Here is a 25218-nt window from a genome sequence, read left to right as displayed (position 1 = left end):
CCAAGATCGACGTCGAGGAACAGCCAGTCGAAATGCCGTCCCTGCAGAAAATCCGGAAGCTCGTCCGCCGAGCGTATGGCTCGGACGGAAAAGTTCAGGTTGATCGCCTCTTTGACCAACTCTGCCTGGAACTTGGCATCATCGCTGGCCACGAGGGACCGGAACTTGCGCGGCATCAATCGAGCTCGATCAGGATTGGCCACAAGGCAGTCACCGGACCACGATCCCCAAAGTATCGGACTGGAACGTCCATGTCATGGCAGATCGCATCCCGACAGCGCATACAACCTGCGAGAGAAGTCAGCCGTTCAGGAGCGTTTAGCACGGGGTGCTTCTTGACCAGCCAGATTCGAGAGCAGCTTCAGGCTGGCCGAATAGTAGTCGTCTTCGTCGCCGATCGCGGCAACCGGCGCCGGCTTCTTGAAGCCGTCGGACACGAACTGCGTGACCGCCGCGACCGCCGCGTAGCCGCCGCTGGACGGAAACGGCGCCACGGCCCCGTTGTCGAGGTTGATCCAGGCGGGAGGGCGCCCCCCGAACCTGGGCGTTCGCCAGGCCGTCACGAAGCGGTCGAGGCGGGACGCTTGATTGTACCAGGCAAGGTAGAGCGGAATGCGTATGGCATCGAAACCGAAATACGGCTTCCAGTCGTCGGCCACCCGGAACGCCTGCTGTCCGAACAACAGCCAGTCCGGCGGCAACTTGTAGTCGCCGAAGGCCGCATTGTCGCAAAGCCACAGCCCATCGGCTTCGAGCCGTCGCCATTTTTCCCGGTCGCCCGCCCCCTCGGAAAAATCATGGATCGCGGGCCACACATAATATGAAAGATTGACCACGTAGCGACTGCCGCGGGCAAAGCCCTGATGGCCCGGCAGGAGGATCAGCCGCCCCTGGAATTCGATCGCAAGCCGCTCGAGGACAGCCGACTGGATGCGCCGGGATGGCTGCAGCCAACGGGGCTCATTCCATTTCGCGGCGGCACGCATGAGCGCCCAGGCAATCAGGATGTCACCGTCGGCCGCGTTGTTCTTGTCGGGAACGGGATCGGCCGTGTTGGGCGACCAGCGCCAGGAGAAGAGCCCGTCGCCCCGCTGCAGGGATCTGGAAGTCCACTCCCAGATCCTTTCGAAGGTCTGCCTGTCGTCGAAACTCTGGGCGAAGAGGAGCCCCCAACCCTGGCTCTCCGAGTGGCTGACGTTGTTGTTGCCGCTGTCGATCACACGCCGGTCCTCGACGACGAAGCGGCGCTTGAAGGTCTGCCAGTTCTGATCCGCCCGTGCGGCCGAGGGAAAGAGCGAAAGCGCCGCCAGGCCGACGCCCGCTTTCAGGAGGCCCCGGCGCGAGCCATCGTTCACCCGACGCGGGCCCATCGCTAGAGACCGGACCGTTCGTAGCGGAAAACCAGCGGCGGATAGGATCCGCTGCCGCGTTCGGTAAGGCGCATCGCCAGGCCCTGACGGGCCGCCTGCTGGGTCAGCCAGCCTTCGAGAAGCGCTTCGAGGATGGCGGCGAAGGCCGTCTGCGCCTCGACTCCTTCGAAGTATGGATAGCCGACGATGACGAACTCGAGCGCCTTCTCGGCTTCGTAGATGTCGACTTCCCCCCAGTCGAGGGTCTGCAACCCGGCGTTCATCGCCGCCTTGAGTTCGGGGAGGGAGTTGGACGCCGGGATGGCGTGTTCCCGGGCGATGGCCGAACCGGCAGCGGCCAGGATGCGCAGCGCCTGCTCGTCTCCGGCGACCTCGGCCAGCGCAGTCGCGAGCCCTTCCATGAGAACCCGCAGCGGCTCCGGACAGGAGCGGCGGGCGGCTACCGCAAGGGTCGACGAGTCGAATGAATTGTTTGCCGGGCGGACAGCCATCGAAAGTCCGTTCTGGAACAAGGCTAGTTAAACGCGCTTTTCAGGAATAGCAGAATTGTGCCCTGGTCGTACTGATAGGCGTTGTCGAAATTGGCCTTGGCACCGATCGAAGTGCGCTCGGTGGCTGCATATTCGAACCCCAGGCGCAGGCCAAAAGCAATGCCCGTGTTGCTCTGCGCCGGGAAGACCGGCGCGAAAGCCGCCGCTCCGGACGCGGCCAGGATGTTCGCCGCATTCTGGAAATAGTAGTTGGTGGGGAAGAACAGCGACGAACTCTGCTGGATGCTCTGGACGCCGAGAGTGGCGCCCGCGCTGTACGTGAACTTGCCCGACGTCTCTGTCCAGTCGATGGGGAACGTCAGGCTGTAGAAGCTCTGCGGGCTGAAGTAACCGCCCTGACCATAGGTGAAGTAGCTGAGATTCTGGTTGAAGCTCAGATAGGTCGCGGAGATACCGACCTTGAGTTCCTGGTTCTCGTCCTTGATGGGCCGGAAGTAGGCGCCCGCCGTGAATTCGTAGGACTGGTTGCTCGCGACGTTCGTGCCCATGTAGTAGCCATAGGCGAACTTCCCGTAGATACCCAGCGTCTGATCGTCGTAGCTGATGATCGCTTCGCCACCATTGCGGGTGACGCCGCCCCAGGTCAGGCCGGTAATCGGGTCCGTCACGCCCGCGTAGGACAGTACGGAGTCGGTGACCGACCGGCGCGAGGCCTCGAGCTTGATGTTCATCTTGTCGCCGAGAGGCTGATTCCAGACGAGGCCGCCCACGATGGTCGTGAGCGGGAAGCCGAGCGGCGTGCTGCCGACGTCCAGCGTGAGACGCCCCCATTCGAGCCCCATGCCGAAGGCGATGCCCGTCGCCTGTGCATTGTTGGGCTGCAGCGTGCCGGCCAACCCCGCGAGGGCGTTCGCGCCATACCGCGACAGGGTCGACGGGTCTCCCCCGATGGTACCGGCGTTGATCGTGACGGGCATGATGGTCGGAACCAGAGCGGCATTGCCGATGGGAATGCGTGCCTTGATCGGCACGGTGATCTCGTTGATGCGGCCGAGGCCCGATTCGCCGGACCGGCCGCGGAAGCCGATGCCGCCGTCCACGATGATCGCCGTGGACTTCTTTAGCGAGGTGAGTTCGCGTTCGATCTCCCGGCTGAGCGGATCGGTGTCGCTCATCGAACCCGACGGCGCGCCCGGCGTGCCCGGCAACGGCGGTGGCGTCATGGCCGTCACCGAGGTGCTGGCGCTGCTCTCGCCGCCCGGCCGACGCAGGGGGACCAGGGGATTCTGCGCCACCTGGACGGGCGGCGCGGCACGCACCGGCCCCGCCTGGGCGGTCAGGATGGCGGGCGTCGCCAGGGACGGCCGATCCAGGGACATCACGTCGGCCGGGCCCGGCGCGCCATCCTTGCTGGTGACCGAAGCCTTCTTCGCGGCGACCCGCCGCTCGAATTCGGCCATGAACTCCGCGTCTGCGCTCCCACTGGGTGGCCGCAGCGACGACCGCTCTGGCGCCTCGGCGCCGGTGCTGCCGGGCGACACGACCGCCGCTCGCTGAACGGGAGCAACGCCAATCGATGAAGGGGCCGGTGCGGGAACCAGCTCGGTCTGCCCCAGACCGCGGTTGAGCTGCTGGGCGGTCTCGAGGGCGCGCTTGGCGCCCGTCGTATCCCCCTGTGCGCGCAACAGGCGTGCCTGGACCATGTAGAGGCGCGGGTTCTGCGGCTGCAGACGCAGCGCCTCGGCGAGCCACACGTCGGCCCGCTCGTACCGCCGGAGATCGATGGCGATGTTCACCGCCTGCTGGAGCGTATCGGCATCGGCCGGGGCCGACACCATGATGCCGTCGAGAACCTGGATCGCCTGCTCGCTGAAGTTCGAATCCTTGTAGACCCGCGCCAGTGCCAGGCGGGCGCCGACGCTGGGCGACGGGCCCGAGACATAGGGCAACAGTACGTCATAGGCGGCCGTCAGGTTCTTCTGCGTGCGCAGCCGGTCGGACTGCTGGATCGCCAGCGACTCCTGGAGGCTGGCCACGTCGCGGCCTCCGGTGTTCTTGGAGATGCGCGCCAGCAGCGTGCTGGCCTCGGCGTCCTGGCCTGCCTCTGACGCTGCATAGAACATCGTACGCAGCGTATCGGCGCTGAGGTCCTTGCGGGCCGCGAGTCGGCGGACGACGGCCATCGCCTGCGCCCGGTCGCCGACCTTGGCCAGCGCCAGGGCCGCATTGGCCTGCTGCGAAGGCGTCGCATTCGGCGCATTGGCGCGCGCCGCCAGGGTTGCCCGCGCGCCGGCATCGCCCGCCTTGGCCGCGGCGATGAGCTGATCGGTATCGCCGGCGTTGCGCAGGTCGTTGCGCAGAGTGTTCATGCGCGCCGAGCGCTGGTTGACGGGGATCCGGTCGAGCAGGGCGACGGCCTCACCGGTACGCGATTGTTCGGAATAGTAGACGGCCGCCGCGTAGATGCTCTCCGGCCGGCCGCTGGCGACCAGCTCGTCGATCAGCGGCTGGGCTTCGGCGACCTTGCCCTGCCTGGCCAGGAACTTTGCGAGGTCGTAGCGGGTCCACGGGCTGGACGGATCCATACGAATGGCCTCGCGGTAGAGCTGTTCGGCCCGCTCGGGCTGCGAACGCTCGAGGCCGGCTGCCTGGGTCCGCAGCCGCTGCGCGGCCTGCTGGGCGCCGTCCGACTGGACGCGGGTTCGGACGGAAGGATCGAGATTGGCGAGCAGCGGCTCGCTGCGCGTGTCGCGTCCCTGGGCGGTCAGCACCTGGTAGAGGCCGGCCTGCGCTTCCTTGTTGCCTGGATCGCGGCTCAGGGCGTCGCGATAGTATCCCTCCGCCTCGCGCTGCTTGCCCTGGCGGCGCAGCAGGTCGCCCATCAGGGCCTGGGCCGTGCCACGCTCCTTGGGCGTACCGGTATGGTCGGCCAGCGGCCGGACGATCTTCTCCGCCTGGGTGAGGTCGCCACGATCCCGCAAGGCGACGGCTTCCCGGTAGGACAGCCAGAAGTTTGCCGCCTCGAGCGCCGGTGCCCAGTCGGCCGCCCGGCTCGGGGCCATCTTGATGGCCTTGTCCAGCTGGTCGCGCGCGTCCGCGAACCGCTCCTGCCGCAGGCGCGCGATACCGATCCCCGCGACCGCGTCTGCATTGGAGGGATCTGCCTGCAGGACCCCTTCGAAGCGCGAAACCGCCTGATCGTTCAGGCCCTGGTCGGACAACCGATAGGCTTCGGCGAGGGCAGCGCCCAACGGGTCCTGCCGCACGGGCCGTTGCGCGTCGATGAGCTTGTCGCGGACGACCGTGTCGCCGGGGAAGCGCTGGAGATAGGACTCGAAGAACGGCTTGTCCTGCGGCCCGACCGTGAGCCACAGCATGCCCTGCCGCATGGCCTCGAACGAGGCCTGCGCGACGGCGGGATCGCTGGCCAATTCTGCCAGCAGGACAATACCTTCGCGGCGCGTCTGCTCGTTGTAGGTGAGGATGCGGGCATAGGCGAACTTGGTTCGGGACGTGGCATAGCTGCGCTCGGCCAGGGCCTTGAGCCGGATCCGCGCCTCGTCCCAGCCCGCGCCCGTTCCCGCCAGCGTCTCGTAATATTCCACGGCCAGGTCGAACGGCGGCGGGCCACCGCGAAAGGCGCGTTGATACATCGCGATCGCACGATCGTAGGCACCCGCGGCGGCAAGCCGGCGGGCTTCGGCGAGCGCCACCTCATCGGTCTGGCCCAATGCCATCGCGCGCTCGAGTTCCGCCGCGCGTGCATCATTGGGATCGATCTGGCGCAGCCGCGCGATCGTCGCGCGAACCTGATCGAAGCGCTGGTTCTGCAACTCGATCGAGCCGAGCTGGAACAGCGCCTCCGTATTGTCCGGCTGGCTCTCCAGGATCTTCCGCAATGATTGCGCCGCGAGGTCGGGACGATTGCGCTCCCGCCACATGGTCGCCTGCTCGAACAGGAGGCCGTAGATCGACGATGACGAGGAATCCGCGGCCGTCGTCGGCGGCGCCGCAAATCCGGGGTTCGGAACGAACAGCGCAACGGCCGCGCTGGCGAGAACGCTCGTGATGGTCCCGCTACGCTCCGAACGCTCCGTCCTTCCCATTAGACCCCAAACCCAGTCAGCTTCCGTCCGACGACGTCCGGGAAAGAAGCCGGTTAGCCCTGTTTGCCGAAAACCTTTCGATCGTCGCCGCGAAGATTAATATAACACAAATCACGCAAATGAATGCAGCAAGTTCAAAAGATCCGGCAAGCCATTGAATTCGCCACCAGATTGGCAATCCGCCCACGAATTTCCTGATCCCGGACGTGTAGAACTCGCCCTTACTGCCTGTCAGATAATAAAAATCGCCCTGCACATTGGTCGACACTTCAGGATCGCCGAGATGGCCGCTCATCTCCACGAGGGCCGCCGGCTGGGTGCTGCCGACCATGACGACCAGCCGGTTCTCATTGAGCGGCGACCAGAAGCTTGAAAGGTAGGCGTAGGGCTTGCCGAGATTGGCCTTTGCGAGCTCCGGCGCCGCCCCCCGATAGTAGGGCGCGCGCGGATCGGTCGGTTGAAACTGACGTTGCAGGAAGCTGAGGCCGGGCGCGGCCGTGACGCTGGTGGGCGTGATGTGGACCGAGTTGTGGGACTCCCATTGCTTGAGCAATGGCTGGTTCGAGGTAAGCCCGATAACGATCAGGTCCCGGTCAGCCACCTGGTCGACCTTTGCGGCGTCGACGATCTCATAGCGGGTCGGCGGCACGCCCGTGGCGTCCGCCATCATTCCCAGCAGGTTCAGGAGCGCCTGCACCTCTTCCGGCGACGGCGTTTCCGGCATCACGAACGCCGTGGTCGAGAGATCAGCATAGCGGGTGAACGGAAATCCGGCATTCGCGAACATCGCCAGGTTCGGGAACGCGGCAAAATGGGCGACACGACTGAGGTCGATCGTCGAGTCGGGGTCTATGCCGGTACGATCGCTCCAGTCGAGCATCTCGCAATCGGCGTCCGCCTTGGCGCGCAGCTCGAACCGGAAATCGAGGTGGTTCTGGCTGGCGAGCTGGAACCCCGGAAGCAGCACCTGGCTGACGCGATCCTCGGCGTTTCCCGGGAACAGCCACTCCTTCAGGCGCGACAGCACCTTCAGCTTGGGTTCGAGCGGGATCTCGCCGACCGTGCGCTGGTTGAGGTCGACGAAGACGCGTGAATTGCCGGCATCGACCCAGCTGTCGTCGGCGCGGCGGACGTGCACGTACATCTTGCCGCCGGACAGGGCACCGAAGAACAGGTCGGGCGCCGTACGGAACGTGACCCGGGGCGTATCCAGGAGACGGCGACCGCTGATGCCCCCGCCGTCTGGAACTTCTCCGAGACGCACCGGCCGATTGCTCGGAATCCATTTCGGCGCATCGTAGGCTTGGCGCGGTGCCGGGAGCGGCTCGCTGGCGGCCGACCAGCCGCCGGTGAGGCGCGATGGCGAGGTCGCGAGCGTCCCCGCGGCCGCCTGAAGCTGCTCGGCGGTATCGCCGATGACCAGCAGGAGCTTGCTGTCGACCTGGGAAGGATTGGCCACCACCGCGACGCGCGGTCCGTCACCGGGAATGGCCGCGACACCGGGCGGATAGTTGCCGCCCGCGACCAGAACGACGGCGCTGCTGGCGGGCAGGCCGGTATACTGGACCGGGAACGTCGCGCCCTTGTTGCCGGCAACCAGGCCGAAGTAACCGGCCACCATGCCGGCCGCCTGCAGCACCCCGGGCTCGGGATCGGGCGGCAGCACGAACGGCAGGTTGAGCGGCAGGGGGTCCTTGGGATCGGCAAAGGGTCGCGGCAGCGAAGCCAGGTCGTCGGCAACCGGCAGCCGCGTCGTGCTGAGATAGATGAAGGTCGCGGGCTCGATGTTCACCCAGATCACCCTGTCGCGATCGAGCGTGCAGGCCTTCGCGCCCTGGCCCTTGAGGGTGAAGCGGAACTGCAGGCGGTTGTCGGTCGAGAGCAGGGCCGGCGTGAAGGTGAACTCGGCGCGTGCCTTCGGTCCGCTTGCCTTGCCCAGCGTGACCGAGCCGATCGGCTCGTTGTTGAGGAACACCTGGAGGACGCCGTCGTCTCGGGCGACGGCGTTCGAATAGCTGAAGAGGAGGCTGATGCGCGCGGCGACGAAGGCGTCGTCCTGGCGGGTCGTGAAGGCAATACCGGTCTCGGCCGCGGCGCCCTCGAGATGGAGCGCCTTGGTCCGCAGGTCCCGCAGGCGGATCAGCTGGCTGCGACCGTCGGCCGTTCCGGTGAACATCGGATAGTTCGCCATCGGGAGCGGCGAAGGGGTCGGCAATATGTCGGGCCGGTTCGAACCGGGCGATGGGACCGGCGTCGTCGTCACGGCGGGAGCCGAGGGCGGAAGGCTCGCCGGCGGCGCGACAGGAGCCGACACGGACGGCGTTGGAGCCGGCGCGGGCACAACGGGTGGAAGGGCCTGGGGTGCCGGCGGTCGCTGGGCGCCGGCCGGCACGGGCGGGCTGGAACTCGGCGGGATCGTAGGCGGGACGATGGGCGTCGCGACATTGGCCGGCGGCATCGGCGTGGTCGTCGGCAATGGCGCCTGCAGCCGCGGACTTTGCGACTCCGGAGGCGGAATGACGGCGACGCCCGACGGGATGGACGGCAGGCTGGACGGCAATTCGAACTTCGGCGTGAGCTGCGTCGGCTGCGTGAGCTGGACCGCGGGGCTGTTTGCCTGCGGCGGAAAGAACGTCATCGGCTGCGACCCCGCCCCTGACCGCGGGCCGAGATCCTGTTGCGCCGCGGCAGGCGCGACGATCGTGAGAGCCAGAACCATCGCGGCACGACGGACCGCCGCCGACATCACGTCGGCCTCGGCGCCGCCGGTAGCGGTTGCTGGACGGGCTGCCGGGACCGGCGGACATTGCGCGCCGCCATGCCGACCAGGCCTCGAATGGCGCCCGAGAGATCGATCAGCGACTTGCCGACAGTGTCCGGCGGGCGGTCGTCCCAATTGAGCCAGGCATCGGCGCGCCCGAACACGGCACTGACGATCGTCCGCTCTTCCTCGAGATTTGTCGGCATGAACTCGAGACGCACTTCGCGACCCTTGACGGCAACGACCCGTGCCGGAACGGCAGAGATGTCCTCGATCTGCTCGAAGTTGATCACGACCTCTTCGTTCACCGTTACGTCGGTCGCGAGGTCGTCCATCCGCAGCAGGCCGCCGCCCAGCGACAGATCCTCGGTCCTTCCCATCAGCGAGCGCCTGCCGTCGAAATAGAGTGCGATCGGCTGTCGGACGCGGACGCGCGGCTGGGCCCTCACCTGCCGCCTCTCGCGACCGACCGCGAGGGCCGCGACAACGGTGAAGGCGCTGTAGAAACACCAGAACAGGTTCATCCAGAGCACCGGCGCATCGCCCGGGAACAGCTCGGTGAAGAGAAGACGATAGAAGCCGACGCCGATCGCCGCCGTCAGCACCACGGCCAGGATCATCAGCGGTCGCATGATGGGTGTATCGTAAAGTTCCTTCTCCAGCACGCCGCCCTTGCTGGTGACGTTGAAGCTGCCCGCCTTGGGATTGATCAGCGCCAGCAGCGTCGGTCCCATGATGTGGAACAGCAGCACGTTGTCGTAGATCTCGCCCCAGAACGAATAGCGGTACCGCCCGTCGAGTCGCGATTGCGTCGCCAGCGTGTGGAACAGGTGCGGCCCGGCATAGGCCATCACCATCAGGGCGCTCGCCACGATGATGTTCTGCGACGTCACCAGATACGCCACCGGTGCCGTGAGGAACACGAAGCGAGGCACCGGGAACAGGAAGTACATCATCGCATTGAGGTAGCAGATGCGCTGGCCGAAGCTCAGGCCGCGCCCCAGCAGCGGATTGTCGGTGCGGAAGATCTGGATCATGCCGCGCGCCCAGCGCATGCGCTGGCCGATATGGATCGAGAGCCGTTCGGTCGCCAGGCCAGCGGCCAGCGGCCAGCGGAGATAGGCCGTGTTCCAGCCCTTGCGGTGCATGCGCAGAGAGGTATGCGCGTCCTCGGTCACCGTCTCGACGGCGATGCCACCCACCTCGTCGAGCGCCTCGCGGCTCAGCACCGCACAGGAGCCGCAGAAGAAGGTCGCGTTCCAGAAGTCGTTGCCGGGCTGGATCAGGCCGTAGAAGAGCTGGCCTTCGTTGGGCACCCGGCCGAAGGTGCCGAGATTGCGCTCGAACGGATCGGGCGAATAGAAGTGATGCGGCGTCTGCAGCATGCCGAGCTTGCGGTCGCGCAGGAACCAGCCGACTGTCATCTGCAGGAAGGCGCGCGTGGGGATGTGGTCGCAGTCGAAGATGGCGATCAGCTTGCCCTTGGTGATCGTCAGCGCATGGTTGATGTTGCCGGCCTTGGCGTGCTCGTTGCTCGGCCGGATCAGGTAGCCGCAACCCGCCTCCTCCGCGAAACGCTTGAACTCCGGCCGACGCCCGTCGTCGAGGATGTAGACCTTGAACTTGTCAGCCGGATAATCCATCACCATCGCCGCCAGCACGGTCGGCTTAACGACGTCGAGGCTTTCGTTGTACGTCGGGACGTAGACGTCGACCGTCGGCCATTCCTGGACATCGGCGGGCAATGGCGCCGGCTGGCGCTCGAGCGGCCACAGGACCTGGAAATAGCCGATCATCAGCACGATCCAGGCATAGACCTCGGCCGCAAAGAGGCCGTAGCCGAACATCATGTCGAACGGATCGACGAAGCCCAGCGTCTCGGTCGTCCGCCACCACAGGTAACGGGTCGACACGAGCGCCGACAGCACGACGATGATCAGGGTCGCCATGCGGCTCTTGAAGCGGTTCACGATCAGGAAGATGAAGGCCGTGAAGACCGCGAAGATGGCCTGCGTCTGAAGATCGAAAGGCGTGATGATGACGAAGGCGGCCGGCCCGAGCGCCACGATCGCGACGAACAGGTAGAAGAGCCTCGTGGCGAGCGGGACGCGCCGGTTCGGGGTCGGCTCGACGGTGCTGAGCGAGGTCATGGCCGTCCCGGCTCCGTACCGTCGAGGAGCAGCCCCTGCACGGAAGCCGCAAGGCCCCGCACATCGGCCGCCGCCTTGCTCGTCGGCGCGCGATCGATCACGAGCTGCTGGTGGGCCACGGCTTCACCGAAGCTGTCGTCATAGTTCACGATGCCGAGCATCGCCTGCCCCAGCCGGCGCCGCAGCAGGGCGATCACGTCGCGGGTCAGCTTGCGACGCATGTCGACGAGATTGAAGACGTACCGCACCTCGCGCCGCACGCCCTCAGGCGCACGCCCGAGGAAATTCTGCGATTCGACTGTCGACAGCAGCGACACGGAGGTGGCATCGGCCTGCAGGACGACGATGTCGAGGGTCGAGATCGGACGCGTCTGATCGAGGAAGACCGAGGGCCCCGGCGGCGTATCGACGACCACGACGAAACCGCGCTCGATGAAGGGGGCAAGCGTGTTCGCGAGCCAGTTCTCGTTGCGCGCCAGATGGTCCGACACGGCATGGAGCTGCGCCCCGGTCACCTGCCCGAACGGCAGGACGAGGAGATTGGCGCCGCCCGGCAGGACGCCTTCACGAATCGAACGCCCGTAGACCAGGCAGTGCGCCCAGCCGCGATCGTCGGCAAGCTGGATGCCGGCATGCAGGCGCATTGAATTCTGGACGTCGAGGTCGACCACGAGCACGCGCAGGCCGGAGCGGGCCAGCACGCCCGCGACATTGATGCTGAGTGAGGTCTTGCCTACCCCGCCCTTGGGCGAACAAAAGCAGACGACCGACATTAACGTGCCAGTCGGTCGAAGAGTCCATTCAGGCCGCCGGTCGAGGGCGCCGCCGCCGCCTGGCCGACCGGCTGGCTGATGATGCGACGGATGTCGGCCAATGTCCGGTGGGGTCCGCGCGCGGCCGGCAGCGACGACCGCCCCGCTCCGGCGGCATGCTGGAACGCTTCGTCCCGCCACGCTCCGCGGTCGGCGGGCCTCGGCTCGCCGATACCGGGCGAACGGTCGAAGACATCGGCCAGCAAATCGTTTCCCGAGGCGGCACCGACTGCGAGCGGCATTTCCTCGCGCCCGGGCGAAGGCGGATCCTTGCCAAAGATGGCATCTATCAGGGGTGCCGACATTTGATCCGTCGTGCTGTCGAATTCGCGATAGGGCGTGCCGGTACGGCCCGTTGCACTCAGGAGATGGGCGACATCGTCGTTGTTCTTGATGGCCATGTCCGTACTCCACCCACCCAGTCTGATACACTAACGATCGCGGCCCGTCATCTCTACATGCACCATATAGGCGATCAAGCCGGCGAGCCTGACGCCCGCTTTCATCTGCCGGAATCGGCACCTGCCGGGAGATTGCGGAAGCGTCGGGTGCCTGACGCTCTGAAGGGCCGGTCGCGGCCCTGCAGGCCGCGTCGGCACTGTCCCAAGGACATGAAAAAGCCGGCGACCAGGAACGGCCGCCGGCCTCTTTCAGGATCGGTTCAGCAGAACCTCTAGGCGACGGCCTTGATGGTCTTGGCGGTGATCTCGACGATCTCGTCGATCTGCGCCTTCTCGATGACCAGCGGCGGCGACATGGCGATGGCGTCGCCGGACTGGCGCACCATGAGGCCGAGATCGAACGCCTTCACGAAGGCCTTGTAGCCGCGCGTGCCGACCGTGCCTTCCGGCGCCAGATCGATGCCGCAGGCCATGCCGAGATTGCGGATGTCGGTGACGTTGGGCAGGCCCTTCAGCGAGTGGATGCCCTCCTCCCAGTACGGCGACAGCTCGGCAGCCCGCGCGAACAGCTCCTCGTCGCGATAGATGTCGAGCACCGCGGACGCCGCCGCGCAGGCCAGCGGGTGCGCCGAGTAGGTGTAGCCATGGAACAGGTCGATCGCGTTTTCCGGCCCGTTCATCAGACCGTCGAACACGTGCTTGCGCACGAACACGCCGCCCATCGGCACAGTGGCGTTGGAGATGCCCTTGGCCACCGTCATCAGGTCCGGGATCACGCCGAACTTCTCGGCGGCGAAAGAGGTGCCGAGGCGGCCGAAGCCGGTGATGACCTCGTCAAAGATCAGCAGGATGCCGTGCTTGTCGCAGATCTCGCGCAGCCGCTTCAGGTAGCCCTTCGGCGGCGGCAGGAAGCCCGTGGAACCGGCACAGGGCTCGACGATGACGGCGGCGATGTTGGACGCGTCATGCAGGCCCACGATGCCTTCCAGCGCATCGGCGAGGTGCGCGCCGTGCTCCGGCTCACCCTTCGAGAAGGCGTTCTCCGGCAGGTGCGTGTGGGGCAGGTGATCGACGCCCGGCAGCATCGCGCCGAACCACTTGCGATTGTTCACCATGCCGCCGACCGAGATGCCGCCGAAGCCGACGCCGTGATAGCCGCGCTCGCGGCCGATGAAGCGGGTGCGCGTGCCCTGGCCGTTGGCGCGGTGATAGGCCAGCGCGATCTTGAGCGCGCTGTCGACCGCCTCGGAGCCCGAGTTGCAGTAGAAGGCATGGTTGAGGTCGCCCGGCAGCAGGGCGGCGTGCCGCGCCGCCAACTCGAACGCCTTGGGATGGCCCATCTGGAACGACGGCGCATAATCCATTTCGTCCAGCTGCTTGGCGATCGCCGCCTTGATCTCCTCGCGACCGTGGCCGGCATTGACGCACCACAAGCCGGCAGTGCCGTCGATGACCTTGCGGCCTTCCGGAGTCCAGTAGTGAACCCCCTTCGCCCGGGCCAGCATGCGCGGGTTCTTCTTGAACTGCCGGTTCGCGGTGAACGGCATGAAGAACGCTTCAAGGTTGTTCGCGGCTGGCGCGCTGTTCGACGACATCCCCATACTCCTCTGAAATCTGGAGCCCTATACTGGACCGCTTTCTATCCAGAACAAGATGATATCTGCCGGAAGCGCAATTTGCGGTAATTTGCGCACAAGCGACCCTAACTGCTCACTATACTGAACACAGTAAGCACCATGGACATCACCACCGGGGAAAGACTGAAGATCGCCCGCCAGCGGGCCGGGCTCTCCCAGCGCGCGCTGGCCAAGAAGGCCGGCGTGGGCAACGCCACCGTGTCCCTGATCGAGAGCGACCGGATCAACCCGTCGGTCAGCGCGCTCAAGCGGATCCTGGACGCGATCGCCATGCCGCTCTCCGACTTCTTCGCGATCGACGAGAAGGCGAGCGAGGAGAAGGTCTTCAAGGCGAGCAGCCTCACGGAGATCGGCCGGGGCGGCATATCGTTCCGGCAGATCGGCAAGGACCTGTCGGGTCGCGCGCTGCAGCTTCTGTACGAGACCTACAAGCCAGGCGCCGACACGGGAAAGATCATGCTGCGCCACGACGGTGAGGAAGCCGGCTTCGTGATCTCGGGGCGCATCGAGCTCACGATCGGCTCGACGCTGCACATCCTCAACGCGGGCGATGCCTACTACTTCAAGAGCGCCGAGCCCCATCGCTTCAGGAATGCGACGGCCAGGCCGGCGGTGATCGTGAGTGCCTGCACGCCGCCGACATTCTAGCAAAACGAAGAAAGATCTCGCGGGCCGGGCGCCACTCCGGCTGACCATGTTGGGCTACCTACGCACCGTGAGGTCATGGTCGCTGCTGTCGGATATCCGCTTTGGGCGTGCCCCCGCTCAAGGTGGACCCTCCCCGGCTCCCGTGCGTCGAGCTGCGTGTCTGCGTTCCACGCCGCCGCGAGTATCATCGCCCTTACACGCGTTGGGATGCGCTCACCAGACGGGTTATCAACAGACGTCTATCCTGGCGAAACGGACGAGAGGAGCGCTACCGGGATCTCGTTCCAGAGACCGCCGAGACCGGGTTGCGGCGACAGCTCCATGCTGCGATCGCGAAGTACATCGTGCACTGGTTTGGCGGAGCCGCCCGCGAGCCTGAGTGAAGTGCCCGACCACGCATCCGGTCGAAAGGCGAGATCACCCTCCTCCAGCATCATCGGCGCGACGAGCCGCGGGACGGCGACCAACAGCCACTCCTCGCCAGTCTGCCGCAGGAAGGCGACGACGGAATCGCGCAACGGCCCTTCGACCTCGACCGCACGGTAGCGGCCCTCCGCGAACAGGCGAGGCGCGCGCCTGCGCAGGGAAAGGGTGCGCCGGATCAGCGCCTGCTTGATGCGGCCGTCGCGCCAGTGCGTCATCAGCTCGGCCAAGCGCGCGTCCTGCATCGTGGCACGCGCAGCGAAATCGACCGGCCGGCGGTTGTCGGGATCGACGAGGCTGAAGTCCCAGAGGTCGGCGCCCTGGTACAGGTCCGGCACGCCCGGCACCGTGAGCTTGAGCAGGCACTGCGCCAGGCCGTTCACGGCGCCGGCAGGTGCGATGCGGCGGACGAATGCCAGAAGATCGTCCAGAAGGTCGGGCATGGCGGCTTCTGCCACGAGTCGCATCGTGAAGGTCCGGGCAGCCTCTTCATAGGGTTCGTTGACCGCCGCCCAGTCGCTCTCGAGTTTGGCCTCACGCAACGCCTTCTGCTGCCAGTTGCACAGACGCTGGGCGAACGCCTTACGGCCCGCCTCGTCGCCCCGGTCGAGATCGAGAGGCCAGGCGCCAACGATCATTTGCAGCAGCATTGCCTGGTCGCCCTGGGACACGGGCGACGACGTCGGATCGATCCAGTGCGACACGAGACCCGCCCACTCGGCCGCCAGCTCGCTCACCACCGCGAGCCGCGCCCGAACATCCTCCCCGCGCTTGTGATCGTGGGTGGCCGTCGCCAGCATCGTATGCGGATAGTCGGCCCGGCGCCGTTCCATGCGTGCATGGAAAGCATCGATGTCGAGCGCAAAAGTCTCTATGTCGAAGCCGACATCGTTGCGCGAGAGAAGCCGTCCATACCGATAGAAGCCGGTATCCTCGACCGATTTGGCGGCGACCGGCGCGCTGAGCTGCTGGAAACGCGCCATGGCGCGCGGCCACGAGCCTCGCTTGGAGTCCGGCGTCAGCATCGCCTCGAGCAGGGGCTCGACCGCCCAACGGTCGGTGGCGAGGCAGCTCTTCGCGACCTTCCCGGCCACCTCGCGCAAGATCTCCAAATCGTGGTCGGAGAGGAGCGTGCCAGCTCCATAGGTACGATAGACCGGCACATGGGCGAGGAACTCGATCAGCAACCGCCGCAGGGTGGGCCGCGGAATGAGGTCTGCGACGATGCCTTGCCAGGCCGCGGCGCAGGCTTCGAGCTGCGCGGAGAAACTCCGTGCAACGATCTCTCGTCGCGCCATGAGCTCTTCGTCGGCAAATCTTGCGGGGCGCCCGCTGACGCGCGTCCAGCTTTTCGTGAGAGTCGCCTCACCGGCCGGATCGTGCTGAAGCGCGCTCACCTCATCCATGAAGTCGTAGCCCGTCGTGCCGTCGCAGCCCCAGTCCTTCGGCAGCGTCTCGCCCTTCAACAGGATCTTCTCGACGACAAGCCAGGCGCTAGGTCGCCCATGCTCCCTCGCCAGCGCATCGAGCCGTTCGCGAAGTTGACGGCAATAGCCGGCCGGATCCGTGAGCCCGTCGACATGGTCGATGCGGAGGCCGTCCACCACACCCTCGGCATAGAGTCGCAGCGGCAGGGCGTGGACGGCCTCGAACGCTTCCGGCTGCTCCATGCGCAGGCAGACCAGTTCGTTGATGTCGAAGAAGCGACGCCAGTTGATGCGGTCGCCCGCCACCCGCCAGGAAGCCAGCCGATAGTGCTGACGGGCAAGAAGGTTTGCGAGACTGCCGCGCCCTTCCGCACTGCCGTCGCAAAGCGGGAAGGCGTTTTCGAAGTAGCGCAGCTCCGGCCGACTTCGGTCGTCGCGCACGACAGACAGCTCGCCGGCCGCGATGACCTCCGGGAGAGGGCGCCCGAGGACCGGCAGCAGGATTTTCGCCGTCCCCTCTTCCGTCGTCTCCCAGTCAATGTCGAACCATTCGGCATGCCGGCTCGCGCGGCCCCGGCGCAGAACATCGCGCCACCAATGGTTGCGGGTATCGGCCGCCATGTGATTGGGCACGATGTCGAGGATCAGGCCGACACCGACGGAGCGCAGAGCCCTGGTAAGCGAGAGCAGCCCCACTTCCCCGCCAAGCTCCGGGTTGACTGCCGTGGGATCGAGCACGTCGTAACCGTGCCGTGAACCCGGCCGCGCGACGGCGATCGGGGAAGCGTAGACATGGCTGACGCCCAATCTGGCGAAGTAGTCGGCGTGGTCCGCTGCATCGGCGAAGCTGAAGCCGCGGTGAAACTGCAGCCGCAACGTGGCGCGTGGGATCATGGGCGGCGCGCGACAATGGTCGCCGCGCGACCGGCGACGGCGGGATCATCGAAAAGCTTCGCGGCCGGCGGTTCGAGCCGTCGTCGCCAGTTGGGATGCTGATCGATCGTACCGGGGAGGTTGGGCTGGTCGGCGAGTCCCAAGAGATCCTCCAACGGCGCGAGCATGAGCGGCGCCGGCGAACTGGCAACGAAGCCCAGCGCCGCATCGACGGCCGGCACAGGATCGTCCGGCGCCGGCAGCGGACCTTGGGCGGCTCCGGCAACGGTGAAAGCCTGCCATAGGCGACGCCGGTCGCTCTGCCGCTCCTTGGCCTCGCCGGGAGCCGACAGGCCGAGCGCACCCCTGACTTCGATGTCGCTGCCGCGCCACCAACCGGCAACGGTCGGAAGGTCGTGAGTGGTCGTCATCGACACCGCGTCACGCCGCCAGCGGCCAGGCGTTCGGAAACTCCCGCGGTTTCGCTCGAACCACATCACGTCCATACCGGCGATGCCCGCCTCGGCGAGGCGGCGGCGGAAGCCGCGCGGAACCGTGCCGAGATCCTCCCCGATCACCACTGCGCCGTGCCGGTGTGACTCGAGAGCGAGCAGACGCAGGAAATCATCCAACGGATAATCGAGATAGGCACCGTCAGCAGACGACGCACCCTCCGGCACCAGCCACAGTCGCCGCAGCCCCATGATGTGATCGATGCGGACGCCGCCAGCGTATCGCATGGCCGCCCGCAACGTCGAAAGGAACGGATCGAACCCCGTTGCGACGAGTGCCCGTGGCGAGAAACCCGACAGGCCCCAGTCCTGTCCCGCGCGATTGAATTCGTCGGGCGGGGCGCCGATGTTCAGCCCCAGCAGCAGATCGCCCTGCCGGGACCAGGCGTGGCTGCCGGCGCGATCCATGCCTATGGCGAGGTCGCTGATCAGGCCGATTTTCATGCCCGCGCCGACGGCCGCCTCTTGCGCCGCTTCGAACGAACGCGCCGCTAGCCACTGCAGGAAGAGGTGAAAGCGGATCGTGGAAGCCTCGGCCGCCCGAAAGGCTGCCATTTCAGGATTCTCCGCTCGCGTAAGGCCGTGACGGAAAGCGGGCGGCCAGTTTCGCCAGAAGCCGAGCGCGGGCTCGGCGCGCAACCACTTGCCGTGCAGCGCCTCGAAGAGCGCGTGGCCCTGCAGCAGCTCGCCGCCCTCTCGCACGAACCCGTCGAAAGCCTTCGCGAGCCCGGTGCCTCTCGCCAGGTCCCGAGCCTCGAAGTCATCGAAGAGGCGGCGCATCAAGGTAAGCTTCGCCTCGCCCGCCGGTCGCCAGTCGACCAAGGTCGCGTGTTCCACTCCCTCGCCATCGTGGCGATGCTGGGCGACCCGCTCCGGTCCGAAAACGATCTCGGGGTCGGCGAACAGCGGATTGAAGAAGAGACGGTTCGACGGAGAATAAGGTCCGTACCGGCCGGGATCGGCGGCGAAGAGGCTGTGCACCGGACTGAGCGCGACGGCATCTGCGCCATGACGCGCCGCGCCCTCGACGAGGTGGCGCACGGCAGTCGCATCGCCAATGCCACCATCGCCGGGCCGGCGCAGGCTGTAGATCTGGGCCGCAACACCCCAGAGATGCTTGCCTTGAGCGCGATCTTCTATCGTAAGACAACGCGGCGGAGCGACCGCAACCGTCACATGACGTTCGCCGAACTCCAGCCGGTGATAGCCGACCCTGTCGAGTGTCGGGCCCAAGAGCTTTTCGCCGCGTATCGAAAATCTGAGCGTCGCGACGCTGCCATCCTCATAGGTGATCTGTCCACGGGCAGCGCCGCCGGCGCGAGCCGGAAGCGTGAGGCGGCTGCCGACCTTCATCGTGACAAGCGGTGGTAAGGTGTTGGCTGGACCGAGTTTCCGTCGACTCTCTTCGATGTCCCCGGAGGTGGCCGCGGGAAGGCCAAGGGCGCTTAGGATCCGACGGAGGGAATCGATCGAAACCTGTTGAGGGATGCCCAGCGCGTCCGTCCAGGTCTCGGCGAGGCCGGCTGCGCGGGCGAGCCCGCGGATCTCCTCGTCGCTCACGGAGCCGGTACCATCAGCGCGACCGTAGTGGCACCGGAAATCCGACCGCCGCGCGCCGCATCTGCTGCTCCGGGACGCGATTCGTACAGCAGGTCGCCGTCCACGCGCTCGATTTGCGCGGGCTCGCGTCCGAGATTGCTGGCCAGAACCAGCGTCGCACCGTCGCCGAGTCGCCAGCGAGCCACGACGGTCGACGGCTCGACGGACGATGCGCCTAGCGATCCGGTCCCTTCGAGCCTGGGCACCAGCCACTCGCGGCGAATGCCCAGGAGCTCGCGGTAGAGACGATGCCGCCCGGTCCCGCGTTCGGCGTCCGGTACGAGCCGGCTTCGTTCGAACGTCGTCGGTTCGTTGGGATCGGGAATACTCGACGTTCCCTCTCCTGGCGCGAAGCCTTTGAAGCCCGCGAATTCACGGCGGCGTCCCTCGCGGACTGCCTCTGCGAGATCGCCCGCGTGATCGGTGAAGTAGAGAAATGGTGAGGTGGCCGCGTCCTCTTCGCCCATGAAGATCATCGGCACATGCGGGCAGAGGAGCTGCAGCGCGATCGCTGCCTCCAGCAGATCCGGCTCGACACGCTCCGTCAGGCGGTCGCCGAACGGCCGGTTGCCGATCTGATCGTGGTTCTGAAGGAAAAGGACGAAGGACGTGGGAGGAAGATCGCTGCTGGGCGTCCCACGCGTCTCGCCGTTGCGATAGGCAGAGGGATCGCCCTGGTAGACGAATCCCTCGGCGAGCGCGCGCGCAAGACGCTTGGCCGGCTTGTCGGCGTAGTCGGCATAGTAGCCGTCGTTCTCGTCGGTCAGCAGCGCATGCAGGACATGGTGCGCATCGTCGTTCCACTGCGCATCGAAGTCGCGCCGCAGGTGATCGGCCACGTTGCCATCGTGCTCCAGGACGAGATGCACTTGGCGACCGGGCTCCGCCGAGCGGCGCACTTCGGCCGCCATCTCGTCCAGCCAGTCGGCCTCCGAGATGGCATGCACGGCATCGAAGCGCAGCCCGTCGAAACGGTATTCGTTCAGCCAGTAGAGCGCGTTCTCGGTAAAGTACCGGCGCACCTCGGGGCGGCGAAAGTCGATCGCCGCGCCCCACGGGGTCGCGATATCGTCGCGGAAGAACTGCGGCGCGTAGGCGGAGAGATAGTTCCCGTCGGGACCGAAATGGTTGTAGACGACATCGAGGAACATCATCAGCCCCAACCCGTGGGCTGAATCGACGAGCCCTTTCAGTTCGTCGGGCGTGCCATAGCTGCGGTCGGGTGCATATGGAAGCACGCCGTCGTAGCCCCAGTTTCGCTTCCCCGGAAAATCATTGATTGGCATCAGCTCGATGGCCGTGACACCGAGGTCGGCGAGGATCGGCAGGGCAGCCTGAACACCGGCGAAGCCACCGAACGCACCGACGTGCAGCTCGTAGAGTACCGTTTCGTGCCACGGCCGTCCGGCCCACCCGGCGTGGCGCCAGTCGTAGCTGCGCGGATCGATCACGAGGCTCGGCCCGTGCACATCGTCCGCTTGCGCGCGCGAAGCAGGATCGGGCACCGCCAGACCGTTGGCAAGACGGTAGAGATACTGCGCTCCCGGTCCGCAGGAAACCTCGGCCTCGAACCATCCATCGCCGATCGCCCGCATGGATACCGGAGCAACGCCTTCGACTTCGACGCTTACACGTGTCTGCGCCGGCGCCCAGAACCGGAAACGCGCCGCACCCGAGAGCAGGGGCGACGCGCCGAACGACAGATCCTGCATGAACTGCTTCTTCATCCCTTCGTCCTCGTGGCCAGCGCCAGCACGACGCTGCGCGGTGCGACCACGATTTCCACTCCTTCAAGATCACGCTCCGGCCCATCAGGCGCGGCGCTGTCCAGCACAATGCGCGTCGGCCAGTGCGGTTCCGGTAAAAGAAAGTGGCAGTCGGACGTTCCGGAGTTGAAGAAGGCGGTCAACATGGTGACCGAGCCGTCGTCATTGGGCCCAACCCGCCGCAAGGCGAGGCAGCGATCCTCGGCATTGTTCCAGGACTCGGCCGAGATGATCTCACCCGAAGCGTCGAACCAGGAGATGTCGGGCACGCCTTCGGCCGGAAATTCCCTGCCGTGGAGGAAGTACGGTGATCGAAGCACGGGATGACGATGGCGCAATGCCGCAACGCGCGCGACGAAGGCTGCAAGGCTCTTGCCTTCCGGCTTCTCAAGCGAGCTCCAGTCGATCCAGGAGGTCTCGTTGTCCTGGCAATAGGCGTTGTTGTTACCGTGCTGGGTGCGACCGAATTCGTCGCCGCCCAGCAGCATCGGTGTCCCCTGAGCGAGGAACAGCGTCGCGAGCATGGCCCGCTGGAGTCGTTGCCGCGTGTCGAGGATGGCGGGATCCGCAGTCGGCCCCTCCTCCCCCCAGTTGGCCGAATAGTTTTCGCCGTGCCCGTCCCTGTTGTCCTCGCCGTTCGCCTCGTTGTGGCGCTCGGCATAGCTCACCGTGTCCAGCAAGGTGAAACCGTCGTGCGAGGCTGCATAGTTGATCGAGGCCCAGGGACGGCGATGGCGCCGGTCGAAGAGGTCGCTGGATCCCGCGAGGCGAGCGGCGAAATCCGCCCGCTGGCCCGGATCGCCGCGCCAGTAGCGCCTGACGCCGTCGCGGAACCGGTCGTTCCACTCGGAGAAGCCCGGCGGATGATTGCCGAGCTGGTAGCCGCCCGGCCCGATGTCCCAGGGCTCGGAGATCAGCTTGACCTTCTGCAGCACCGGATCCTGGCGGATCGCGTCGAAGAACCCCGAGCCCGGATCGAAGCCGTGCGCCTCGCGGCCGAGGGTCACGCCGAGATCGAAGCGGAAGCCGTCGACATGGAACGCCGTCACCCAGTACCGCAGCGAGTCCATGACCATCTGCAACACGCGCGGTGTCGACAGGTTGAGCGTATTGCCCGTGCCCGTGTCGTTGATGCAGTGCCGCGGATTGTCCGCAAGCAGCCGGTAGTAGCTCGCATTGTCGAGGCCGCGGAAGGACAGCGTCGGCCCCAACTCGCTGCCTTCCGCCGTGTGGTTGTAGACGACGTCGAGGATCAGCTCGAGGCCCGCCGCATGCAGACGCCGCACTGCGATGCGCAGCTCGTCGAGCGTGCCGTCGGACAGGTATCGTGGCTCCGGGGCGAAGAAACCGATGCTGTTGTAGCCCCAGTAGTTGCGCAGCCCCTTCTCGAGCAGGTAGCGATCCTGAACGAAGGCGTGGATCGGCAGCAGCTCGACCGTCGTCGCGCCCAGCCGGCGCAGGTGATCGATGAACACCGGATCGCCCAAGGCCGCGAAGGTCCCTCGCTCGTTGGGCCGCAGGTCGTGCCGCAGCATGCTGAGTCCACGAACGTGCACTTCGTAGATCACCGTGTCGGACCACGGGACCGCGGGTGGCCGGTCGTCGGCCCAGTTGAAGCTCTCGTCCGCGACCACCGCCTTCATGACGCCCGGCGCGCTGTCCCGCCGGTCGAACGACAGGTCGGCGCGGGGCGAGTTGATTCGATAGCCGTAGAGCGCATCGGCGTTCCGCATCTCGCCGGTCAGCCGCCGCGCATAGGGATCGAGCAGGAGTTTGTGCGGATTGAATCGGTGCCCCGCCTGGGGCTCGTAGGGACCGTGGGCCCGATAGCCGTAGACCAGGCCCGCACGCGCGTTGGGCAGGTAACCGTGCCAGATCTCATCCGTGCATTCCGGCAGGTCGAAGCGTGCGATCTGACGTCGACCGGAGGGATCGAACAGGCACAGCTCGATCCGGGTTGCATGTGCCGAAAAGACCGCGAAGTTCGTGCCCAATCCATCCCAGGTCGCACCGAGCGGATAGGGCGAGCCTGCCAGCAGCCGGTCCGGCCAGGGAGATGTCGCCATCCTAGTCCTCGCCACGCAGGATTACCGCCGCAAGGGGCGGCAGGGTGAGCTGAACTGAATGGGACAGACCATGGGACGGGTGGTCCACGGCCTGGACGGCGCCGTCATTGCCCAGATCGCTGCCGCCATAGAAACGCGAATCCGTGTTCGCCACCTCGCGCCAGCGACCGGGCCTCGACACTCCGATGCGATAGCCGTGCCGTGGGACCGGCGTCATGTTGCAGACGACCAGGAGGGGCGCCCCCGACGTGGACGTGCGGAAGAAGGCAAAGACCGAGTTGGCGCGGTCGTCGCCCACGATCCAGGCAAAACCCGACGGATCGCTGTCGGATGCATGCAGCGAAGGTTCCGCCGCATAGAGACGGTTGAGATCGCGCACGAGCCGCTGGATGCCGGCGTGGGCCCCATCGTCCAGCAGATGCCAGTCGATCTCTTCGTCGTGGTTCCACTCGCGCTCCTGCGCGATCTCGCTGCCCATGAACAGGAGCTTCTTGCCGGGATGCGTCCACATGAAGCCGAAATAGGCGCGGAGGTTGGCGAAGCGCTGCCAGCGGTCCCCGGGCATCTTGCCCAACAGCGAGCCCTTCCCGTGCACGACTTCGTCGTGGGAGATCGGCAGCACGAACCGCTCCGAGAACGCATAGACCAGCCCGAACGTGAGTTGGTCGTGATGATAGGCGCGATGGATCGGCTCGTGCTCGATGTACTGCAGCGTGTCATGCATCCAACCCATGTTCCATTTGAAGGAGAAACCGAGCCCATCGGGCAGCGGCGCCGAAACGCCCGGCCAGGCGGTCGACTCCTCGGCGACCATGATCGCGCCGGGACAACGCTCGGCGACCACGGCATTGAGGTGTCGCAGGAAGCCGATGGCTTCGAGATTCTCGCGGCCGCCATGGATGTTGGGGATCCATGCGTCGGCCGCCCGGCTGTAGTCGCGGTAGAGCATCGAAGCCACGGCATCGACCCTCAGCCCGTCGACATGGAAACGCTCCAGCCAGTGGAGAGCGCTGGCGATCAGGAAGCCCTGAACCTCGCGCCGCCCGAAATTGTAGATGTAGGTGTTCCAGTCGTGATGGTAGCCCTCGCGCGGATCGAGATGCTCGTAGAGCGCAGTACCATCGAAGCGTGCCAACCCATGGCTGTCGGTCGGGAAATGAGCCGGCACCCAGTCCAGCAGTACGCCGACGCCGGCGCGATGCGCGGCATCGACGAAGCGGGCGAATGACTCCGGTGGCCCGTATGTCGCCGCGGGTGCGAACAGACCGAGCGGCTGATACCCCCAGGAGCCGCCGAACGGATGCTCCGTCACCGGCAGCAGCTCGACATGGGTGAAACCCATTTCTTTGACGTAGGGAATCAGGCGCTCCGCCAGGAAGTCCCACAGCGGACGCTCCCCTGCCCCCGCGCCGGTTTTCTGGTGCATCCACGAGCCGGCATGGACTTCGTAGATCGAGATTGCGGCCGTCGCCGACTGGCGCTCGGCGCGGCCGGCCATCCAGGCCGCATCGCTCCATTGCAGGCCGGAGGCCGGCGCGGCAACGATGGACGCCGTGGCCGGTGCCAGCTCCGCCTGCTGTGCGACGGGGTCGGCCTTCTCGGGCAGGTGCACGCCGCCTGGTCCCACGATGTCGAACTTGTAGCGCGTTCCGGCGCCGAGGCGCGGGATGAAGATCTCCCACACCCCCGCCGAGGGACGCAGGCGCATCGGATGGCGGCGCCTGTCCCAGGAATTGAAATCGCCGATCACCGCGACACGCTGGGCATTCGGCGCCCAGACTGCGAAGCGGACGCCGTCCACGCCCTCCATCGACGCGACGTTGGCGCCCAGCGCCTCGGCCAATTCGAAATGACGGCCCTCGTTGAACAGGTGGAGGTCCAGATCGCCCAAGACCGGCCCGAAGGCGTAGGCGTCCTCCGTTTCCTGCACGGCGTCCGGCCAACGGATTCGCAGGAGATACGCACCGGATCGCTGGATCGGGCCTTCGAACAGGCCAGCGCCGGCACCCGGCGTCAGCGCGCCCCAGGACGTGCCGTCATCGCGGCCGATGACCTCGACGGCCTCCGCACCCGGGACGAAGACGCGGACGATCCGGCCCGCCTTGTCTTCGTGCGGACCCAGGATGGCGAACGGATCCAGCGGACGGCATGATTCCAGCGCCTCCGCCATTTGGCG

At 66.3% G+C, this 25218-nt stretch carries 14 protein-coding genes; 1 reads left to right on the top strand and 13 read right to left on the bottom strand.

The genetic code is table 11. From position 1 onward, the window contains the following. Positions 1–308: 308 nt before the first annotated feature. From Q0Q48_RS11375 to Q0Q48_RS11340, 8 genes are all read right to left on the bottom strand, one after another. Positions 309–1370 (bottom strand): glycosyl hydrolase family 8, encoded by a 1062-nt coding sequence (locus tag Q0Q48_RS11375; RefSeq protein WP_295137538.1) that lies wholly within the window; start codon positions 1368–1370, stop codon positions 309–311. 2 nt (positions 1371–1372) lie between these two features. Continuing rightward, positions 1373–1861: a hypothetical protein gene (locus Q0Q48_RS11370; RefSeq protein WP_295137536.1), complete on the bottom strand. Its 489-nt coding sequence runs from the start codon at positions 1859–1861 to the stop codon at positions 1373–1375. Positions 1862–1884: 23 nt separating this feature from the next. After that, positions 1885–5967: a cellulose biosynthesis protein BcsC gene (locus Q0Q48_RS11365; protein WP_295137534.1), complete on the bottom strand. Its 4083-nt coding sequence runs from the start codon at positions 5965–5967 to the stop codon at positions 1885–1887. A 16-nt stretch (positions 5968–5983) separates the two neighbouring features. After that, positions 5984–8713: a cellulose biosynthesis cyclic di-GMP-binding regulatory protein BcsB gene (locus Q0Q48_RS11360; protein WP_295137532.1), complete on the bottom strand. Its 2730-nt coding sequence runs from the start codon at positions 8711–8713 to the stop codon at positions 5984–5986. Then, positions 8713–10878, bottom strand: a complete 2166-nt coding sequence (gene bcsA / locus Q0Q48_RS11355) for a UDP-forming cellulose synthase catalytic subunit (RefSeq protein ID WP_295137530.1) — start codon at positions 10876–10878, stop codon at positions 8713–8715. Before bcsA ends, Q0Q48_RS11360 begins: the two co-directional genes overlap by 1 nt. Further along, the gene (locus Q0Q48_RS11350; RefSeq protein ID WP_295137528.1) at positions 10875–11651 is read right to left on the bottom strand and encodes a cellulose synthase operon protein YhjQ/BcsQ; all 777 of its coding nucleotides are present in this window, start codon (positions 11649–11651) and stop codon (positions 10875–10877) included. The genes bcsA and Q0Q48_RS11350 overlap by 4 nt, the downstream gene beginning before the upstream one ends. Then, positions 11651–12091 (bottom strand): hypothetical protein, encoded by a 441-nt coding sequence (locus Q0Q48_RS11345; RefSeq protein ID WP_295137526.1) that lies wholly within the window; start codon positions 12089–12091, stop codon positions 11651–11653. Before Q0Q48_RS11345 ends, Q0Q48_RS11350 begins: the two co-directional genes overlap by 1 nt. A gap of 272 nt (positions 12092–12363) precedes the next feature. Further along, positions 12364–13686, bottom strand: coding sequence for an aspartate aminotransferase family protein (locus Q0Q48_RS11340; RefSeq protein ID WP_295137524.1), 1323 nt, complete (start codon positions 13684–13686; stop codon positions 12364–12366). Positions 13687–13827: 141 nt separating this feature from the next. Here Q0Q48_RS11340 and Q0Q48_RS11335 point away from each other — a divergent pair, with 141 nt between their 5' ends. Continuing rightward, positions 13828–14376: a cupin domain-containing protein gene (locus tag Q0Q48_RS11335; RefSeq protein ID WP_295137522.1), complete on the top strand. Its 549-nt coding sequence runs from the start codon at positions 13828–13830 to the stop codon at positions 14374–14376. 239 nt (positions 14377–14615) lie between these two features. Here Q0Q48_RS11335 and treY read toward each other — a convergent pair whose 3' ends face one another. From treY to glgB, 5 genes are all read right to left on the bottom strand, one after another. Continuing rightward, complete coding sequence (treY, locus tag Q0Q48_RS11330) at positions 14616–17120, bottom strand: malto-oligosyltrehalose synthase (RefSeq protein WP_295137520.1); 2505 nt, start codon at positions 17118–17120, stop codon at positions 14616–14618. Next, the gene (gene malQ, locus Q0Q48_RS11325; RefSeq protein WP_295137518.1) at positions 17117–18964 is read right to left on the bottom strand and encodes a 4-alpha-glucanotransferase; all 1848 of its coding nucleotides are present in this window, start codon (positions 18962–18964) and stop codon (positions 17117–17119) included. Before malQ ends, treY begins: the two co-directional genes overlap by 4 nt. A 203-nt stretch (positions 18965–19167) precedes the next feature. Then, on the bottom strand, positions 19168–20937 hold the full coding sequence (treZ, locus tag Q0Q48_RS11320) for a malto-oligosyltrehalose trehalohydrolase (protein WP_295137516.1): 1770 nt from the start codon (positions 20935–20937) through the stop codon (positions 19168–19170). Continuing rightward, the gene (glgX, locus tag Q0Q48_RS11315; RefSeq protein WP_295137514.1) at positions 20934–23042 is read right to left on the bottom strand and encodes a glycogen debranching protein GlgX; all 2109 of its coding nucleotides are present in this window, start codon (positions 23040–23042) and stop codon (positions 20934–20936) included. Before glgX ends, treZ begins: the two co-directional genes overlap by 4 nt. Position 23043: 1 nt before the next feature. Further along, positions 23044–25212 carry a 1,4-alpha-glucan branching protein GlgB gene (gene glgB / locus Q0Q48_RS11310; RefSeq protein ID WP_295137636.1) on the bottom strand — a complete coding sequence of 723 codons (2169 nt, stop codon included), beginning with the start codon at positions 25210–25212 and terminating at the stop codon, positions 23044–23046. Positions 25213–25218: the final 6 nt, after the last annotated feature.

Origin of the sequence: uncultured Reyranella sp. (assembly GCF_945957355.1) — a bacterium.
GTDB lineage: Bacteria > Pseudomonadota > Alphaproteobacteria > Reyranellales > Reyranellaceae > Reyranella.
This window is presented reverse-complemented; position numbering and strand designations above follow the sequence as displayed.

Coding starts and splice junctions, on each gene's coding strand:
- Q0Q48_RS11375 (WP_295137538.1), bottom strand. CDS start 1,370: ATGGGCCCGCGTCGGGTGAACGATGGCTCGCGCCGGGGCCTCCTGAAA.
- Q0Q48_RS11370 (WP_295137536.1), bottom strand. CDS start 1,861: ATGGCTGTCCGCCCGGCAAACAATTCATTCGACTCGTCGACCCTTGCG.
- Q0Q48_RS11365 (WP_295137534.1), bottom strand. CDS start 5,967: ATGGGAAGGACGGAGCGTTCGGAGCGTAGCGGGACCATCACGAGCGTT.
- Q0Q48_RS11360 (WP_295137532.1), bottom strand. CDS start 8,713: ATGTCGGCGGCGGTCCGTCGTGCCGCGATGGTTCTGGCTCTCACGATC.
- bcsA (WP_295137530.1), bottom strand. CDS start 10,878: ATGACCTCGCTCAGCACCGTCGAGCCGACCCCGAACCGGCGCGTCCCG.
- Q0Q48_RS11350 (WP_295137528.1), bottom strand. CDS start 11,651: ATGTCGGTCGTCTGCTTTTGTTCGCCCAAGGGCGGGGTAGGCAAGACC.
- Q0Q48_RS11345 (WP_295137526.1), bottom strand. CDS start 12,091: ATGGCCATCAAGAACAACGACGATGTCGCCCATCTCCTGAGTGCAACG.
- Q0Q48_RS11340 (WP_295137524.1), bottom strand. CDS start 13,686: ATGTCGTCGAACAGCGCGCCAGCCGCGAACAACCTTGAAGCGTTCTTC.
- Q0Q48_RS11335 (WP_295137522.1), top strand. CDS start 13,828: ATGGACATCACCACCGGGGAAAGACTGAAGATCGCCCGCCAGCGGGCC.
- treY (WP_295137520.1), bottom strand. CDS start 17,120: ATGATCCCACGCGCCACGTTGCGGCTGCAGTTTCACCGCGGCTTCAGC.
- malQ (WP_295137518.1), bottom strand. CDS start 18,964: ATGAAGGTCGGCAGCCGCCTCACGCTTCCGGCTCGCGCCGGCGGCGCT.
- treZ (WP_295137516.1), bottom strand. CDS start 20,937: ATGAAGAAGCAGTTCATGCAGGATCTGTCGTTCGGCGCGTCGCCCCTG.
- glgX (WP_295137514.1), bottom strand. CDS start 23,042: ATGGCGACATCTCCCTGGCCGGACCGGCTGCTGGCAGGCTCGCCCTAT.
- glgB (WP_295137636.1), bottom strand. CDS start 25,212: ATGGCGGAGGCGCTGGAATCATGCCGTCCGCTGGATCCGTTCGCCATC.